Below are 16,301 nucleotides of genomic sequence, written 5' to 3' on the forward strand. Positions count from 1 at the left end.
GGATCGCGCGACTGTCCGCACCGGCATCTATTTGTTGTGTGGGTAGAGCGTCCGGCTAGGGTCAGATTCGGTAAGGGGTAGTGGGCAACTTCAGGGGAGATTGATGCTGAAATTCGTAATTGCGGGTGCTGCGTCTTTGGCTTTGGTGGGAGCGGCAGTTGCCGCGGATCTGCCTCGTCCGCAGCCCGTCGTCCAGACCGCGCCGGTTGGTAAATATCCCGTCGGCAAAACTCCAGTCGGCAAATACCCGATCGGCAAGGCTCCGGCGCCAGCTCCGTTAGTCACCAAGGGCTAATCCCGAAGATTGAAGCGCCTTCGGCCCGTCGGGGCCGGAGGCGTTCACCTCCAGTAATGTTTAGCTTGGGCTGTGTTGGGCCCAAGAAGGGTTGAACGTGGCAAGGGTGATCTGGGAATACCGCGATCTGCGATTTATTGTCGGAGTCGCAATCTTTGCGGCTTCCGTGGGAAGCGCTAGTGCACAGCAACTCGCGGCGCGTGCTGATGTTCAGCAGCGACCGGACACTTCCCCCAAGACCTCAATCAACTCCGCTACGAAAACGGCCGCAGCTGCGCCAGGCAGCCCGCCAGCCACGTCGGATGCAAAGCCGGCCCGGGTATCTTCAGTTAAAGGACCCTACTACGTTGATTTTCGTGCCCGCACTGCTGCATCCTACGGACACGCATTTGTCTGGTACGGCAAGACGAGCCAAAGGGCGGTCGAAGTTGCCGGCCTGCATCCAGCAGGCGACACACTGCCGTACGTATTGGGACATCTCATGTTTGTGCCTTCTGAAACGGGCGCGAGCTACGGCGACCTCGATGAGCAATATTTGACAGCCAGCTATCGAGTCTACTTGAATGAGGCTGACGCCAAAAAGGTATTTGCTTACATCAAACGTCTTCAGGCGACCTCGCCGGTGTGGAACGCGGGAACAACCAACTGCACCAATTTCATCGGTCGCATAGCGAGTTTTATGGGTTTGAAGGCTCCATTCCATTTGTTGAAGCCTGAAGAATACATAAACAAACTCAGAGCGCTAAACGGTGGACGTCAAACGGTGCAATTGGTTGCCGACCGGTAGACCCCGGGAAATGGCGGGCCAAACTCGAGGTGCCATCCGAGCTTGCGTGATGGCGTATCAACGAGCCGGACGGGATGAGCGCGTCGCGTAACGTGTATCGCGATGGCGGCATACACACGGGGCCGCACTGCTCGGCCAGTCTCGCCTAACCGAAAAGGCCGCCAACTGAGGCGGCCGCGGAGGAGCAATGTCCAAGTGGCGGCCTAATCTTTATCTGTCCAGCATTCCAAGGAAACTCTACTGGTCGCGCCCGTGAAGCGGTTTCTGTGTTCGAAGCCTTGCCCGATTGGCTCGTAGCGGAACATCCAGCCGCCAACCAATACGGCGAACACAGTGGCAAATGAAGGCCAGCGGCGCTGGCCCGTCTGCCATTGCAAAGGCCCTCAAGATAGGCCACGCGTCAGTTTATCGCGCGCTTGCGGAGTGATCGGTTGCGCGCGCGTCCCTGCAACGGAAACTTGGTGCGGCCTCGGGGGAGGGCAAAATCCCATGGAAAGCATGCTACCAGGACTGTCTGTGGATCTCGCCGCGCAGCCGACCTGAACCCGAACCTGCCGAAGAACTTCAACATTGATGTGTTCTCGGGCAGGACTTCCGCCGTCAATTCCTTCAGTCCCGTTTCCCTCGCGATGTCGACGAGGTGCCGCATTAGCATCGAGCCAACGCCGCGCCCCTGCCATGCATCGACCACCATGAAAGCCATCTCGGCCCGGCCGGGCTCGGAGACAATATATCGGCGGCCGCCAACCACAGCCTTCCGGCCTGCTTCCTCCGCGCGCGCAACCAAGGCGATTTGATTCTTAAAATCGACGTCCATGAAGAAGGCGCGCTCCTTGTCGGAGAAATGGCGCTTCATCGCAAAAAATCGGCGCTGCAACGACTGCGGGCTCGCTTGGTCTAGTGCGGCGAGCATGTCGGCCTCGTCCTCCGGCCGAAGCGCGCGAACTTCGACCGGACTGCCGTCGCGCAAGTGCTCTCGTGCACTGGTGACCGACATGCGGACTCCGGTGTCGAGAGGCCGGGCGACGCACTTGCCCGATCCCGCCCAAGGGCCTCCCGGCCGGTCGTGGTCGCTTGATCTGGATCAAGACCTCCGCGCGAGAGGGGGAACTAGCTCACTCACCCGCAACATGCGTGGCCAAGGCTGAAGGCGCGTCCGTGAGAACACTCCGCCAGATCATCTTCGGAGACGAGGTCATCCAGCTTGTGATCCGGCTGGGGTTGCTCGCGGTCCTGATCGTCTGGACACTGCTCCTGATCCGTCCGTTCGTGCCAATCCTGGCCTGGAGTGTCGTGCTCGCCGTCGCGCTTAATCCGGTGTTTCAGCGCCTTGCCAAAATCCTCGGCGACCGGCCGAAACTTGCGGCAGCGATCCTAACCCTTATCAGTCTCGCCGTTGTTATTGGGCCCGCGACGTGGCTCGGCATGGGCGCAGTCGACGGGATCAGGGATCTTGCCGGCCAAATGACCGCCGGCGAGGTGTTGGTTCCGTCGCCACCTCAATCGATCAAGGATTGGCCACTCGTCGGGCCTCGGCTCTTCGATCTCTGGGATCAGGCCTCGACCAATCTGCGTTCGCTTCTGCGCGAAGTGGTGCCGTATCTCAAGCCCTTCGCGACGACCTTGCTCGGATTTGCCGGCAATGCCGGTGTGGGGACCGTGAAGTTCCTGCTGTCCGTGGTCGTGGCTGGCGTCGTGTTTCCATATGGCCCGCAACTCGTGGCCGCGGGTCGTGACTTTCTGTCACAGATCGTGCCCGACCAGAGCGAGCACTTTCTGGACCTCGCGGGTACCACCATCCGTGCGGTCGCGCAGGGTGTGATCGGCGTCGCGATCGTCCAATCCTTGCTCGCCGGCATTGGGTTCAAGCTGGCCGGTATCGCCAGCGCGGGACTACTGGCGTTCGTGGTGCTATTGCTGTCGATCGTGCAGATCGGCGGAACGATCGTCATCCTGCCGGTCATTATCTGGATCTGGACTGACAAGGAATTCCCGATCGCGCTTCTGCTGACGGTGTTTCTCGCGATCGTATCTGTGCTCGACAACATCCTAAAGCCGCTCGTCATGGGGCGAGGCCTGACCACACCCGCGCTCGTCATCCTGATCGGGGTGATCGGGGGAACCCTCGTCCACGGCATCATCGGCCTCTTCATCGGACCGATCATTCTGTCGGTGGCTTGGGAGCTGACGGTTGCCTGGATCCGTACCGAACGCGCTCCGCAGCGGGGAGATGTTGGCTATGGGCCGCCGCGCTCTCTTGATCTGCATCAAGGCGTCTCATCATCCCCTTCGCCGGATAACAATCGCTGACCGACGAAACCAGGAGCATGGCCGAGTCCGCCATGGGAGCACGCGATGGCAGTCCAGTTCCTCGGCACCGTCATCAGCGTGATCAACAGTGATCAACATAGAGCTTCTGCCAGTCTCCGAAGGTGATGTCTTTGGCTCCGCGCTGCCCGCGAGGGGCGATCTCGGCGGGCTTCGCCTCAGAGGCCTGCTTTTGCGCCGCGGCGTTCTGGACCGAAGCTGGTCCGGCAATGGCCGCTGCGAACAAAATCAACAGGAAGGTGCGAGCGTGCCCGGGCCATGGCGTTGAAGGGGCGTTGATCATGGTTGCGTCTCCAGGCGCCACCCTCCGTAACTATTTATGCGCGTTGAGGGATTTTTCGACGAGCGGTGACCACATCGGAATTGTGTCGGTCGAGCCGACGAAGAAATGCCCCTCATTGCCGAAGGGCGGCATCAGATGATATCGGCCCTGCCGCCGGCCGCAGTGAAAGCCTCATGCATGCGCTTCAACAACGCCGGGCCAAAGAACGTCTCGATATAGAACCACAGCATGGCACCCGCGAGGTAGGGCCGAAATCCGCGGTCGCTTCGACCAGTCTGTCCGGCGCGCAGTTGTTGTTGGGCTTGCCGTCGACGCGACCGCCGCGACCTGCTGCAAAGGTGATGATCGCTGGAGACGGACATTGTCTTCGGCGAGGGCCGGCAAGCCGAAGGCGGCAAGGAGAACCAAAGCCGTCAAGAGCGGTCGGAAGATTGCGGCCAACTGCGTACGCATCGTCGCCTCCGTCAGCCGGTATAAGTGAGCGCCACGATGATCGGGCCGAGCACAGTCAGGACGACGTTGCCGATGGCGTAGGGCACTGCGACGCCGAGTACTGGGGTCTGACTCTCGGCGACTTCGCAGGCTCCGGTCACCGCAGCACGACGGTCATGGCGCCGGCCAGCGCCCCGCAGGTGATGACCGGATTCATGTGCAACACATAGCGCGCAAACAGTGTCGCGACGATCAGCGGCACCAGCGTGACGACCAGGCCCATGCCCACCAGCAACGCCCCGTGCGCCTGTATCGCAGCCCAGGCCGCGGCTCCGTTGCCGAGCCCGATGGCTGCGATGAAGCCACCGAGCCCGAGATCGCTCAGTGTCTGCTGTGCCGCGCGTGGTAACGCTCCGATGGTCGGCCGGCGCGACCGCATCCAGCCGCAGACGAGGCCAGCGATCAGCGCGCCGCCGCCGCCGCCCAAGGTCAGCGGGATGCCGCCGACCCTGAGGCTGACGAGACCCGCGAGGAGGCCCGCGGCGATGCCGGTTGCGAGAAAGGCGATGTCGGCGCGGTCGCCGGAGCGCAGGATCTGCCCGACCTTCGTGGCGGCACGCTCGATGTTGCGAGTGCTGCCGACGAGCGTCATGACGTCCCCGACATAGACGCGGGTGTCCGGGCCCAACGGGACCTCGCGGCCCATCCGGGTCAGCGTGCGGAGATAGACGCCGCGTGCGTCGTTGCCGACGCGTTCAGCGATCTCCTTGATCGATCGGCCATGGAGATGGCGGCTGTCGACGAGGACGTCGATCACATTGCCCGGAATTGCCTTCAGGATTTCGTCGGCATCGATTTCCTTGCCGATGATCGGCTTTGCCGCGACGAGGGCAGCGGTTCGCCCGGCGACGACGATGTCGTCGCCGGGTTCGAGGATGCTGTCGAGGCGCGGCTCGATATCGGCTCCCTGCCGCACGATTCGCTCGACGACAGTGCGGCTGCCGATTTCCTCTTCGACGTCCTTGACCGTGCGTCCCGCGGCGGCCGATACCCGGTAGGCGCGCGCCTGGAATTTGCGATAGTGCAGATTTTCACTCTGTGGCGGGTTGCCGCCGGCAAGCTCCGCCTCCAGCTTCGCCGCCTCCGCCTTCAAATCGATCCGCATCAGTTTCGGTGCGACAAACGGCACGTAAAGGAGCGTGAGAATATAGCCGAGGACATAGGTGACGGCGTATCCAGCTGCGATGTTTGCTTCTTGCTGCTTCAAAGCATCACCGGACAAGCCGACTTGCGCGAGCGCTCCGGACGCCGTGCCGATGATGGAAGATTGCGTCAGCCCACCGGCGGCAAGTCCCGAGGCCGTGCCCGGATCGAGCTTGAACGCGAATGCAAATATCAAAACGAGGATGAGACCCGTGCCGCCGAGCACGAGCGCCATGGCGACCTGCGCCAGGGTGCGGATGCTCAAGGAGGCGAAGAATTCGGGGCCGGACCGGTAGCCGATCGTGAACACGAACAGGCTGAACAGAAGCACGCGCAGCAGCGACGGGAATGTAAAGGTTCCGAGCTGACCGATAAGAACGGCCACCACCAGTATGCAGGCTGTCGTTCCGATTGAGAAACCACGAATCTTGGCTCGGCCCAGCACCGTGCCGATGGCGATGGAAAGCAGCAGGAAGATTTCCGGAGCGGTGGAGATCATCCACCTGACGGTATCCATGGCGCATGCCCTCCAGCCATTTGCGCCGAATCTGAATCGTGAAACCCGGCGACGCTTGATCTAGATCAATCCTCGCCGACGGCACGCCTTCGCCTTTTGAGCCGTGCAGGATTCGGGACAGTCGACGTCTCGGACATGAGCACGATGGACATCGTCACTGCTTCGTCGGCGCACCGCGACGATCGGGTACCAGTCGTGTTCTGCTTTGGGTCTACCGGCTTGGTCTGCATGGACGGAGCTTGGTATCGCTGTGATCGCTCCCTTAACCCTGCTGCCTGGCCGCGAAGCCGACCTCAACGAGGCCCGTTTATGAACGCGCCGTCCGATCGCTCGACAGCGTGCTCGGAGAGGGCAACGCGGGGCAACCGTCTGATCCAAAGGAAGGGCATCCGACCGCATCGTCAGCCGGGCGGCCATGACGTGAACCGTTTCATCGCACGCCGGTCGGCCGCCAGCTGCCTCGGACATCAGACGAATCAAGTTCGCCTGACCTACTCACCCTACAAGAGATTCGCGCGCCACGCGGAGTCCGGGGGAAACACCCCGCAGTTATTCGACCTATTCACAGCGTCTTGACTCCGTGCGAATCGATTCGGCCCCCTTTGATGTGATAGCAAAGCTGTTTTGTGATGATGCTGCTGCTGGTCGGAGTGGGCGCGGTGCAAGCCCAGCAGTCGTGCATGCCCTGCTCGCTGCGCACACCCGGCTTGCTGTACGAATGCGTCGATAAGAACGGAAAGCTGCAGCCTGCTGGACCAACGGCAGCGCGGCAGACAAAACACTTCGACCAGTGCATGGCGCGCGGCGGCTCAGGTTACAAGTGTCTCGATGAAGCAGCGAAGGTGAAGTGAAGCAGCGGAGTGTCTGCCGAAGGGCTGATGACTGCTCGATAGAGCTACAATCGCCGCAACTCTGCGGCCGCGCGGACCGTTATCTCAGTTGACGGAGCTTCGGGCGGCCGCCCGAGCCATGGGTGCGCAGCTTGTGTAGATGATCTTGTTTGAGACACCGAACCGAAAATAAACGCGAGCCGGCTTGCCTTCGTAATTTTGATAGTCGATTTGAACGCCGTGGCCCGTCAGGCTCACGTCGTCCAGCGAAAATGAGAGTACTCGCTTCGTTTCGAGCTTAGGTGACCGGTAGGCAGCGATTGCTTCTCGCCCAGTCAGGCTGACGCCTTCGCAGGCGCATTCAAGCACCGCTCGCTCATCATACAGATCGAGCAGCGCGTTGACGTCTCCACGCCGGCAGGCGTCGAGCCAGTCTACAACTGTGGCAACGGGGTCAAAGTCATCCCTCGAAATAGGCATGGAGGTTCCATCATCAGCCGCGCCGCTCCCGGCGCGGGACTTAGATGGACTGTGATGAATGCTGCTTGAACGCACTCCCGCAGAACTACTGATTGAAGCCCGCCTGATCGAAGCTCAGGCGGGGCGATAGATCAGGCCGCAACGTCGATATTGGCGTCCTTTCTCGATGTCCGCCCGCCGACGATCCGCCGCAGCTCGGCCGCGACGCCGTCCAGCACCGCGCGCTTTTCCTTCATCCGCTTGGAGTGATTGTACACTTTGCCGGTGACCGTCGGCACGATCTGCTCGGCCTTCTTGCTCGCGGCGTGGTCGAGGCACTTCGCAATCCATGCGTCGTCGAAGCCGAGGTCGCCGGCCAGGGTCGCTGCCGTCCGGCGCAGGTCATGGGGCGTGAACGGCTTGAGACCGAGCAGCTCGCAGAGGCCAGCGGTTTTGGTTTTGTCCTTGTTCGTCTCGTGCTTGGTGCCGCGCAGGGCGTCGGCCATCACTTTCCGGTGGATCGGCTGGCCCTTGTACATGGGACTCTCGAAGACAAACTGCTGACCATCCGAGGCGAGCGCCTCCTTGATGATCTCGACCGCCAGATCGGATAACGGCTGCTGGATCACCCGCCGCTTCTTGACCCGCTTGAGCGGCACGTCGAAGCGCGGATGCTCGCCGTCGAGGTCAAACAGCTCATCCCGATGCGCGCCGAGCAGTTCGCGCGAGCGCAGCATGGTGACCAGTTCGAACTTGAGTGCGAGCCGGGTCCGGCGGTCATAGGGAAGGTCGTTGCGGTCCAGTCCGTGCCAGAACGTCTTGATCTCGTCTTCGGAGAGGACCCGGGTGCGGGGATGTTCGGGATCGAGTTTTGGCAGGTTGACGCAGGGGCTGGCGGTCACATAGTCGCGGCCTGCCTCCGCCGCCCAGGTGAACAGGCCCGAGGCCGCCTTGCGCATATGGCGCGCGTTGCTGACCGAGGGCTTGCCGAACTTGCCGCGACGATGTCGTTCGAGAGTGTGGCGATGTCGTGCTTGGTGACCTCCATGGCCAGCTTCTTGCCGAGGCGTGGGCGGATGAGGCGGTCGAGGTGGCTCGCGGTGTTTTGCCAGCTTTCGAGCCGGGGGCGCATCTCGCCATCGGGCTTCTTGACCAACGTCTTCATCCACGCGATGCGCTCGTCGATGATCTCGGCGACGGTCTTGCCGCGCTTCGCCTTCGCAGCTTTCTGGTCGCGGAAGGTCTCGGCAAGCGCCTCGCCACCCCTGGCCCTGAGGCCGTAGACCTTGCTACGGGCGTCCTCGACCGTGAAGGTCTCAGCATTGTAGACGCCAAGCCAGCCGGTGCGTTGCTTGCCGGTCTCCCGGTCGGTGAACTTGAACGAGAAGGTTGCCACCCCGGTCGTGGTGATGCTTACGTACAGACCAGGGCACTTACGGTCGTAGAGCTTGGTCCGTTTGGCAACGCGTTTCTCGCACATGCGGTCGGTCAGAATGACGCTGCTGTTGCGGCCCCGCTTGCCGGCGGGGGAGGGGGCAATGCTACTATCCATGTGGTTTCGGCTCCTAAGGCTTGAGACCAAAGGGCTCGGCATTGGGGCTTTCAGTTTGTCGTGCGGACGCTGAAAGGCTTAGGGCCGGGCCCTTATTTTGGTGAAGCCCGCTGAAACAGCCCGCATCAGGCTAGTTGAAAAAGCCTAATTTTAAAGGGTTAGTTTCGGCGTGTTTCACCGAATGCCAAAGTATAGACGTGTGGTCCTGGCCGTCGTCGCTACGGTCAAGCCTTTGCGGATGCGGCAGTCGCGTCAACCGGCGCGGTGCTGGTGACTTTCGCGAGGACGAGGGAGGCCAGAAGGAATTCGGCTCCCGGGAGAGCACGGCATAAGCCGTCCAACCACTGCGCAGGGAACGTGCCGGCGTAAAAAAGTTAGATAAATCAATTCGATGCTGGCGCAGTGTCTTCAGTTGTGTCCCGAAGAGCATCTGCACCTAGACCGTAGTCTTACGGAGAAAGAGTGCGACAATCGCCTAGATTGCGGTCATCGCGGCTGTCCACAGGCAATGGCAGGTGCGATGTCGGGCAGCCCTCCCGTTCTGGTAGATTCGGGCCATGGGCAAAGCTTCAAATGACTTCATCCAGCTAGAACGGTCGTTCCACGAACTCGCCAAGTATGCGCGCGAAAGCGATAGTTTCCAGCTCAACCAAGCCTTTTTCGTTGGCCCGCGTTTGCATTGGGCCGACCTCCTCAAGGGCTATCGAACGATCATTTTGTCCGAAGCAGGCACTGGCAAGACAGAGGAGATACGACAGGCGGCCAAGGGCCTCCGTGCCGAAGAGAAAAAGGCGTTCTTCATGCGCCTCGAACATATTCCCGACGATTTTGAAGAAGCATTCGAGGTCGGCACTTTCGAAGAATTCACAGAGTGGCTCGCTTCAACCGATGAAGGTTGGCTGCTACTCGACTCCGTAGACGAGGCGCGGCTCCGCAATCCCGGTGATTTCGAACGAGCCATCCGCAAACTTGGCCGCCGCATCCAGGCGGCGACCGACCGCGTGCACATCGTTCTCACTGGTCGTACGAGTGCTTGGCGCGCTAGGACTGATCTCGAACTGTGTCAGCGCCATCTCCCATTCGCTCCGGACACTACCAGGCTCGCCCCGCCCGAACTTCCGGAAGAGGATTCGCTAGAAGACGCTCTCGACCCTGAGTCGTTCGAAACCGAGCGTTCAGAGGAAAAAGAGACGCCATCAGCTTTCCGAATTGTCACTCTCGATGACCTCTCTAGATCAAAAATAGAAGTGTTCTCGCAGGCGCGGGGCGTGACGAATACAGGAGCATTTCTCGAAGAGATCGAACGGGCGGATGCCGAAACGTTCACGACCAGGCCGCAAGACTTGGAAGAGCTTGTTGATTTTTGGAGCAAGGAAAACCGCATCGGTACGCGGCTCGAACTGATGCAGAACAGCGTTCAACGCCGCCTGGAGGAGCGCGATCAAAATCATCGCGAGGCACAGCCACTTCCGGCCCAACGTGCTCGGGAAGGCGCACGGTTGCTCGCAGCGGCATCAATCTTGGGGAAGGAGCCGACCATCCAAGTGCCGGATGGCTCCCATAATAACAAGGGTATTCCCGTGCGGATGGTCCTGTCCGACTGGAACGATCGCGACCAGCAGACGCTCCTTTCTCGCCCGATATTTGATGAGGCCATCTACGGCACCGTCAGGTTCCATCATCGGTCAGTTCGCGAATTCTTAGCTGCGGAATGGCTGGCTCAACTACTTGAGCGATCATCGTCACGAAGGGAGGTCGAAGCTCTTCTTTTCCGTGTTCAGTACGGGGTCGAAGTCGTCGTACCTACTATGCGTCCGGTACTCCCGTGGCTTGCTATTCTTGACGACCGCATCTGCGGCCGAATTCTTCGAATAGCGCCTGAGGTGCTGTTTGAAGGTGGCGACCCCAGCGCCCTGCCGCTCGCGACGCGCAAAACAACGCTAGCTGAGGTTTGCCAGGAGCTCGCATCCGGAAAGTCCGGCCAGAGTGCACTGGACTATGCCGCGGTGCAACGCTTCGCCAACCCAGACTTGGCGGACGACATCCGCGCCATGCTCAAGGCGTATGCATCAAATGCGGAGCTGGTCAGCTTCCTCATGAGGATGGTTTGGTTGGGACGCCTCTTTGCACTCAAGGGTGAAGCGAAGGCTTTGGCGCTTTCCTCCACCACTGCTAAATATACACGCGAGGCCGCCATACGAGCTCTTCGCGCCGTTGGTACGACCGAAGATATCGACGACTTGCGTAAGAGGTTCGCGAGCGAAGCACTAGTGTTAAATCGCGACTGGCTCAGCGAGATCGTCACTGCATCAGCCCCAACACCGGAAACAACAACGTGGCTTCTCGAGGCGCTGGCTAAAGCGGCGCCGAAGAAGCGATTTACGGTCGATTCACTGACGGACGGGGTGGCGACCTTTGTGAAAGCGACACCAATAGAGCTGCTGCCGAAACTCGCGGAGGGGCTGAACCATTTGCTGGAAGAGCCGCCTTTCATTGAAAGGGGCTTCTGCGACGTCTCGAAAAGCAACGCTTGGCTAATTACTCCTGCTTCACTCGCAGTGGAGAGGCTCATCCGAGCAAGGCGACCTGAAGCCACTCGGGAGACTACTCTCGGCATCCTTCATAAGCTCAAAGCCATCAAGAACTGGGATGAGGACCTTCGGGATGTAAAAGCCGAGTTTGGCAAGTTGGTCCCTGCCTGGACAGAGCTTAATCGTGCGGCGTTTTGGTACGATGTACAAGCGACGCGCCAAAGCGCGTTCTACGTGAAGCAAAACCATCGATTGATAAGTTTTTGGCAGGCGTCCGGACTCGCTTATTGGGATTTCGGCGTGGACGACTTCGCCTATGCGGCCGACGCAATTCGCACATCACATCATCAAGACGACAAGCAGGTCGCCCTGACCCTTGCATTCGATATCTACGCGAAAGGTAACCGCCCGCCCGCGTGGCGAGATCGGCTTCGCGAGCTCGTAATTGGCAATTTCGAACTGGAAGAGCGACTCGGAAATTTGCTTGATCCCCCTGTAACCGAGCATGAGCGAGAAGAGAAAAAGTGGAAGAAACGCGCGGCCGCGAGGGAGAAGCGGGAGCGTGACAACCGCAAAAAGTCCAAGGACTTTATCCTCTCTAATGTTGAGCTTGTTCGCGCCCCCGAGCTGAAGGACCCGACTGACATCTCAAGCGCCCAATGGCACCTGCACGAGCGCCTGCGCGAGAACGCTGAAAGGGCTAATCGATGGACAGTGGGACGCTGGCGCGAACTGATCCCTGAATTCGGTGAAGAGGTAGCGCAGGCGTATCGCGAAGGCGTGACAAATTATTGGCGCAAGTACCGGCCGATCCTCCGGTCTGAGGGAGCTCCGGCCAACTCCACACCTATATCCGTCATATTCGGGCTCGCGGGGTTGGACATCGAGGCGGCAGAAACTCCTAATTGGCCATCGAGCCTATCAAAGGACGAGGTGCTGGTCGCCTGCCGTTATGCTGCCCATGAGTTGAACGGCTTCCCTCCATGGTTTCCAAAGCTATTCGCCACCTATCCAGAAATCGTCAGCGACTTTCTTGTAAGCGAAATCAAGGACGAAATATTATCCGAAAAGCCGGACGTAGAATCCAACTATCTACTAAGTGACGTGAGCTGGTCCGGGCAATGGGCATGGGACCGGACTGCTCCTGCGGCGCTGGACCTCCTGCGAACAACCAACGTCGAGAATGCGTTCAATTTGGGAAAGCTCCTGACCATAGTTCAGGGGAGTAGCTCGATATCAGATCAGGACCTAGCCGCGCTCGCTCAAATCAAGGCCCGAGGCTCAGCAAATGCTGAAGCTGCCGCAACATGGTTCGCCGTTTGGGCGGGCGTGAAGCCGGAGCAAGCCATCCCGCAGATAGCAGCACACCTCTCTGCTATCGCCATTCCAAGCGATCAAACACACTTCGCAATGAACTTGGTTATCAGATTACTAGGTGGAAGACGATCAGAGGTTAGAGGAGTGCGTCGAAGATTCGCCACGCCAGAGCATCTGAAGGAGCTGTTTCTGTTGATGCAAGCGTACGTGCGCGAGGACGAAGATATCAACCGGTCAGGTGGTGGCGTCTATTCGCCAGGGTTGCGCGACAACGCGCAAGACGCGCGAAACGCGCTCTTCAATGAGCTTAAGCAAATCCCGGGCAAAGAGGCCTTCGTCGCGCTATCCGAAATAGCGACCCAGCACCCAAAAGCCGACTCCCGGCCATGGCTCACGTCCTTTGCACGCGGTAAGGCAGAACAGGATGCAGACCTGGCGCCGTGGCTACCGGCCCAAGTGCGTGACTTTCATCAACATCTGGATCGTACGCCGACAAACCATCGCGAGCTGGCTGACTTAGCGATGATGCGTCTCCTCGATCTCCGAGATGATCTCGAGAATGGCGACGACAGCGTGGCGACGATTCTCCAGCGGGTCGAGGAAGAACCGGAGATGCGCAACTATCTCGCGCACGAACTCCGCGAAAAGGCGCGAGGTCGCTACACAATCACGCAAGAGGAAGAACTCGCCGACGCCAAACGCCCCGACCTACGCTTCCACGGAGCCGGTTTTGACGCCCCAGTGCCGTCTGAGCTTAAATTAGCGGAGCGGTGGACAGGACCGCAGCTGTTCGAGCGGCTGGAAGTCCAGCTGTCAGGCGACTACCTGCGCGACAATCGCTCCGCGCGTGGCATCTTCGTGTTGGTGAATCGCACGAAGGGGCGACAATGGCAGCTTCCGTCAGGAGAGCGGGTGAATTTCGACAAGCTGCTTAAAGCACTTCGAGATCAATGGAACTCTGTTGCTGATAAGCATCCGCACGTCGAAGAGCTCACCTTCGTCGGCATCGATCTTTCGAAAAGGTTTGAGTGAAGCGGCGTGCGAACCGATAAGTGGACATGCGCGGTCACGTCCGATGTCGGCCTGAGAACAGACATCGCAGTAACCCGTACCGCCGTCCGCTAAGGGCCGATTGTGTTGCAAAAGTCGAAAGTTGCAGGGCTCAAGATTTTTCGCGAAAACACTAAGCAGCGAGCGATCGCTGATTCGTATGACCTCAATCGCGCTACCGAAGTCGCCTGTGAATTTTGCGTGAGGCCGTGAGGTCCCTCGCATCTTGTACGCGAAAGTCGCGTCCACGGCCCGCAGAATTTTGGTCATCGGCGAAAATCGACTTTTGCAACAATATCGGCCACAAGCGGTCCTTGACCCGGATGCGCACAGCAAACACCGGACATCGCCAGAGGCTGCTCCTATGGCGGACGACAATGCAAGTTCGAGGCTCCCGACTTGACGGCCTCACAGCACGCGAGCTTACGTGGGCTGCGACACGATTATTTGCAGCAGCTGAGCAAGAGCTGCAGGCGCGGTTATGTGCGCTGAATGGCTGGCGTCGAGTTCGTAGTAACGCCAATGGCGGTCGTTCTTCGCGCGCGCGGCAAAGGGTCGGAAAGGATCCGCAGGAGCTACGCGCGTCAGATAGATATAGCTACGCGGCAAGGACAGATCCCCACCGTGCATCTTCAGCGGCTGCTCGAAGCACTTGATTGATTGGGGGAGCCGGCGTTCAGAAATCCACTTCACGTCGGCATCCGAAGTGTCAGGCGGAATGGGGTTCGATGGCACTCGCCAGCCATCGCCCGCCTTTGCGAGTTCCTGCATGCGCTGCCGTGCCGTCGGGGGGCCCGCATCCATCAGAGATTGTCCATCCGTTGGCACAAATGCATCGAGATAAACCAATCGGCTGATACGGTCTCGCGCCCGGTCGGCGACCCCCGTTGCGACCATGCCACCGTAGCTGTGGCCGACTAGCACAATGTCGCGCAAGTCTTCGTATTTGATGACCGCCAGAATATCCTGAATATGGGTTTCAAGATCATTTGACGGGCTGGCTAGGTGCTCCCTCTCGCCAAGACCTGTGTAGGTCGGAGTGACCAAGCGATGGCCGCCGGCGGCCATTAGCGGGTGCATCTTCTTCCACGACCATCCCGCAGACCACGCACCCGTACAGACTAAAAATGTTGTTCCAGAAGTCTGCGCGATGGCCGGCTGGGCCGTTGCAACAACGGCCATGCTTGCGACGGCTGCTTCCAAGAATTCTCGACGTTTCATCGTCTTCCTCCTTGCAATGAATTTTCGCTAGTGGAATGGGTATCGTCAGTTCAGTTCGTGACGCGCAGCTAACTGAACATTCCAATCTCCGAAACTAACCAACTATGAAAACCAGGGCGGCGGCGCCGGCCTACACTTAACACGTGCAGGCTTGTCGCGTAACACCCTTGCAGGCATCGTGCCGGAAGGTTGAGGTCCGCTGCGGGTCAAAATACGAAGAACTCAACCTGAGCAAATCTAGTCCGCCATGCCCCGGTGAGGGGACCTCAACGAGGTGCGCTGCTACTTCGCTGATGGGCCAAAACCGGACTCACGGTGCCATGCACATGCGTCGCGCGTAGTCTATTGCTGCGATCTGCTTTCAAGCAGCCGGTCGCGGACCTCCTCCGATACAAAGCGCTCCGCCCGCTGCCATGCCTCGTCGTTGTCGCCGCGGAACTGGAAGTATTTCCTAAACACAATGCGCTGGGATTTTGTATCGATAGCAACAGTCTGCGCAAACTGCACCAGCGTGCTCATCTTATGAAAGCCGCCGATGATCAGGATCTGCGCGCCGGCCTGTGACGCCGCGCGCAGCCGATCGCGCAACGTCGGTCCATCGGTCGGACAATTTGAAGCGCAGGAGGACGGCACAAGCTCAAAACGGTGGTCCGCCGTGACATCGTCCCGCAGCGCGCTCATGAAGGCCCGCAATCGGTTTTCATGTACGGCCGTCTGATCGGTGGGCTCGTTCGACGTGTCTCTATATTTGAAATCGTCGACGGACACGGCCAAGGCGTGGCCGGCGGTCTCGGCGGATGCATCTGAGATGAGGCTGGATGATCCCAGAAACAGACCGGCTGCGGTAACAGCGTGCAGAATTGAGCTGTGGCGCATGGCGGTCTCCTCCGCTAAGTCCATCTTAGAAGATCGATTCTTTCCGTCTCCTGTCGAAGAAATTAATCCTTGGTAACGCTACGCGGCCGCCCATGGCAGCCCAGCGCTAATGTCCGCAGTGGGTCACAACTGGTAAGGCTCGGATCGAGCATATGATTTCTGCTTCGCGTCTAAGAGCCGACATCTGCGCGTGAACGGAAGGCGCCTAAAACAATGGCCCCGCCGATATTGCGCGTCAGGGCCATTGAAGATCATCAGGTCGGGTACATCCGCCGCGCCTTCTGATCATTGACAGGTCTTATTACCGCATGCGACCTGCTGCATAAGGTGGCACGTCTACGGCATCGGCGCGGTCACATTGCGCTCGATTTACCGCGTTTCGAGCCCGAACCGATTACGCCGCGCCACAATGACCTTCCTCGACAATTCGTACTTCAACTGACGCGCGATCATCCGCGCCCGCGTAGCCTCGGCGACGGTGCGCGGACGGCCAGAAGGCATTTCGCCGACGATCAGTCGGGCGACACTCTCGGGCACCTCTTCGGGACTGCCGAACCAACCGTCGATTCTCTGCAACGTTTGGAAAGGTTCGGCGCCAGGCGGACAGAACTTCAAATCAT

General features: G+C 59.6%; 13 protein-coding genes and 2 pseudogenes. 5 read left to right on the plus strand and 10 right to left on the minus strand.

Features of this window, described 5'->3' with window-relative positions:
* The first annotated feature begins 103 nt into the window (after nucleotides 1-103).
* Nucleotides 104-295 carry a hypothetical protein gene (locus tag AB7Z56_RS11980; RefSeq protein ID WP_080586686.1) on the plus strand — a complete coding sequence of 64 codons (192 nt, stop codon included), beginning with the start codon at nucleotides 104-106 and terminating at the stop codon, nucleotides 293-295.
* A 166-nt stretch (nucleotides 296-461) separates the two neighbouring features.
* Nucleotides 462-1,082 (plus strand): hypothetical protein, encoded by a 621-nt coding sequence (locus AB7Z56_RS11985; protein ID WP_371498122.1) that lies wholly within the window; start codon nucleotides 462-464, stop codon nucleotides 1,080-1,082.
* 400 nt (nucleotides 1,083-1,482) lie between these two features.
* Here AB7Z56_RS11985 and AB7Z56_RS11990 read toward each other — a convergent pair whose 3' ends face one another.
* Nucleotides 1,483-2,079, minus strand: coding sequence for a GNAT family N-acetyltransferase (locus tag AB7Z56_RS11990; protein WP_354100670.1), 597 nt, complete (start codon nucleotides 2,077-2,079; stop codon nucleotides 1,483-1,485).
* 161 nt (nucleotides 2,080-2,240) lie between these two features.
* Between AB7Z56_RS11990 and AB7Z56_RS11995 the strand changes: the two genes are divergently transcribed.
* Entirely contained in the window at nucleotides 2,241-3,392 is a 1,152-nt protein-coding gene (locus AB7Z56_RS11995; protein WP_084795347.1) for an AI-2E family transporter, read from the plus strand.
* An 82-nt stretch (nucleotides 3,393-3,474) separates the two neighbouring features.
* Here AB7Z56_RS11995 and AB7Z56_RS12000 read toward each other — a convergent pair whose 3' ends face one another.
* From AB7Z56_RS12000 to AB7Z56_RS12010, 3 genes and pseudogenes are all read right to left on the minus strand, one after another.
* Nucleotides 3,475-3,693: a hypothetical protein gene (locus tag AB7Z56_RS12000; RefSeq protein ID WP_187387978.1), complete on the minus strand. Its 219-nt coding sequence runs from the start codon at nucleotides 3,691-3,693 to the stop codon at nucleotides 3,475-3,477.
* A 30-nt stretch (nucleotides 3,694-3,723) separates the two neighbouring features.
* Nucleotides 3,724-4,042: pseudogene (locus tag AB7Z56_RS12005) on the minus strand (dienelactone hydrolase); the annotation flags it as partial.
* A gap of 115 nt (nucleotides 4,043-4,157) precedes the next feature.
* Nucleotides 4,158-5,845, minus strand: a pseudogene (locus tag AB7Z56_RS12010) (aspartate:alanine exchanger family transporter).
* Nucleotides 5,846-6,474: 629 nt separating this feature from the next.
* On the opposite strand from AB7Z56_RS12010, the gene AB7Z56_RS12015 reads away from it, so the two are divergent.
* Nucleotides 6,475-6,696: a hypothetical protein gene (locus AB7Z56_RS12015; protein ID WP_085405589.1), complete on the plus strand. Its 222-nt coding sequence runs from the start codon at nucleotides 6,475-6,477 to the stop codon at nucleotides 6,694-6,696.
* A gap of 84 nt (nucleotides 6,697-6,780) precedes the next feature.
* Here the strand turns inward: AB7Z56_RS12015 and AB7Z56_RS12020 are convergent, their stop codons facing one another.
* From AB7Z56_RS12020 to AB7Z56_RS12030, 3 genes are all read right to left on the minus strand, one after another.
* Complete coding sequence (locus AB7Z56_RS12020; protein WP_063981897.1) at nucleotides 6,781-7,155, minus strand: nuclear transport factor 2 family protein; 375 nt, start codon at nucleotides 7,153-7,155, stop codon at nucleotides 6,781-6,783.
* A 131-nt stretch (nucleotides 7,156-7,286) separates the two neighbouring features.
* The gene (locus AB7Z56_RS12025; protein WP_354098242.1) at nucleotides 7,287-8,093 is read right to left on the minus strand and encodes a site-specific integrase; all 807 of its coding nucleotides are present in this window, start codon (nucleotides 8,091-8,093) and stop codon (nucleotides 7,287-7,289) included.
* Complete coding sequence (locus AB7Z56_RS12030) at nucleotides 8,033-8,686, minus strand: Arm DNA-binding domain-containing protein (RefSeq protein WP_354098243.1); 654 nt, start codon at nucleotides 8,684-8,686, stop codon at nucleotides 8,033-8,035. The genes AB7Z56_RS12025 and AB7Z56_RS12030 overlap by 61 nt, the downstream gene beginning before the upstream one ends.
* A gap of 557 nt (nucleotides 8,687-9,243) precedes the next feature.
* Between AB7Z56_RS12030 and AB7Z56_RS12035 the strand changes: the two genes are divergently transcribed.
* Nucleotides 9,244-13,566 carry a hypothetical protein gene (locus AB7Z56_RS12035; protein ID WP_441256241.1) on the plus strand — a complete coding sequence of 1,441 codons (4,323 nt, stop codon included), beginning with the start codon at nucleotides 9,244-9,246 and terminating at the stop codon, nucleotides 13,564-13,566.
* Between the two features lie 441 nt (nucleotides 13,567-14,007).
* Here the strand turns inward: AB7Z56_RS12035 and AB7Z56_RS12040 are convergent, their stop codons facing one another.
* The 3 genes from AB7Z56_RS12040 to AB7Z56_RS12050 all read right to left on the minus strand — a co-directional run bounded on the left by AB7Z56_RS12040 (nucleotide 14,008) and on the right by AB7Z56_RS12050 (nucleotide 16,296).
* Nucleotides 14,008-14,805, minus strand: coding sequence for an alpha/beta fold hydrolase (locus tag AB7Z56_RS12040; protein ID WP_441256242.1), 798 nt, complete (start codon nucleotides 14,803-14,805; stop codon nucleotides 14,008-14,010).
* 342 nt (nucleotides 14,806-15,147) lie between these two features.
* A complete protein-coding gene (locus AB7Z56_RS12045) occupies nucleotides 15,148-15,681 on the minus strand; it encodes a DUF2380 domain-containing protein (RefSeq protein WP_441256243.1) in 534 nt (177 codons plus the stop codon).
* Between the two features lie 369 nt (nucleotides 15,682-16,050).
* A complete protein-coding gene (locus AB7Z56_RS12050; protein WP_441256244.1) occupies nucleotides 16,051-16,296 on the minus strand; it encodes a hypothetical protein in 246 nt (81 codons plus the stop codon).
* Between the last annotated feature and the right edge of the window lie 5 nt (nucleotides 16,297-16,301).

The sequence above is a fragment of the Bradyrhizobium sp. 482_C4_N1_8 genome (genome assembly GCF_052075965.1).
GTDB lineage: Bacteria > Pseudomonadota > Alphaproteobacteria > Rhizobiales > Xanthobacteraceae > Bradyrhizobium > Bradyrhizobium barranii.

What these genes read in the sequence shown, in the direction of transcription:
- AB7Z56_RS11990 (WP_354100670.1), bottom strand. Translation starts at nt 2,079, where the DNA reads ATGTCGGTCACCAGTGCACGAGAGCACTTGCGCGACGGCAGTCCGGTC.
- AB7Z56_RS12040 (WP_441256242.1), bottom strand. Translation starts at nt 14,805, where the DNA reads ATGAAACGTCGAGAATTCTTGGAAGCAGCCGTCGCAAGCATGGCCGTT.
- AB7Z56_RS12020 (WP_063981897.1), bottom strand. Translation starts at nt 7,155, where the DNA reads ATGCCTATTTCGAGGGATGACTTTGACCCCGTTGCCACAGTTGTAGAC.
- AB7Z56_RS12045 (WP_441256243.1), bottom strand. Translation starts at nt 15,681, where the DNA reads ATGCGCCACAGCTCAATTCTGCACGCTGTTACCGCAGCCGGTCTGTTT.
- AB7Z56_RS12035 (WP_441256241.1), top strand. Translation starts at nt 9,244, where the DNA reads ATGGGCAAAGCTTCAAATGACTTCATCCAGCTAGAACGGTCGTTCCAC.
- AB7Z56_RS12015 (WP_085405589.1), top strand. Translation starts at nt 6,475, where the DNA reads ATGATGCTGCTGCTGGTCGGAGTGGGCGCGGTGCAAGCCCAGCAGTCG.
- AB7Z56_RS12000 (WP_187387978.1), bottom strand. Translation starts at nt 3,693, where the DNA reads ATGATCAACGCCCCTTCAACGCCATGGCCCGGGCACGCTCGCACCTTC.
- AB7Z56_RS12030 (WP_354098243.1), bottom strand. Translation starts at nt 8,686, where the DNA reads ATGGATAGTAGCATTGCCCCCTCCCCCGCCGGCAAGCGGGGCCGCAAC.
- AB7Z56_RS12025 (WP_354098242.1), bottom strand. Translation starts at nt 8,093, where the DNA reads ATGCGCAAGGCGGCCTCGGGCCTGTTCACCTGGGCGGCGGAGGCAGGC.
- AB7Z56_RS11980 (WP_080586686.1), top strand. Translation starts at nt 104, where the DNA reads ATGCTGAAATTCGTAATTGCGGGTGCTGCGTCTTTGGCTTTGGTGGGA.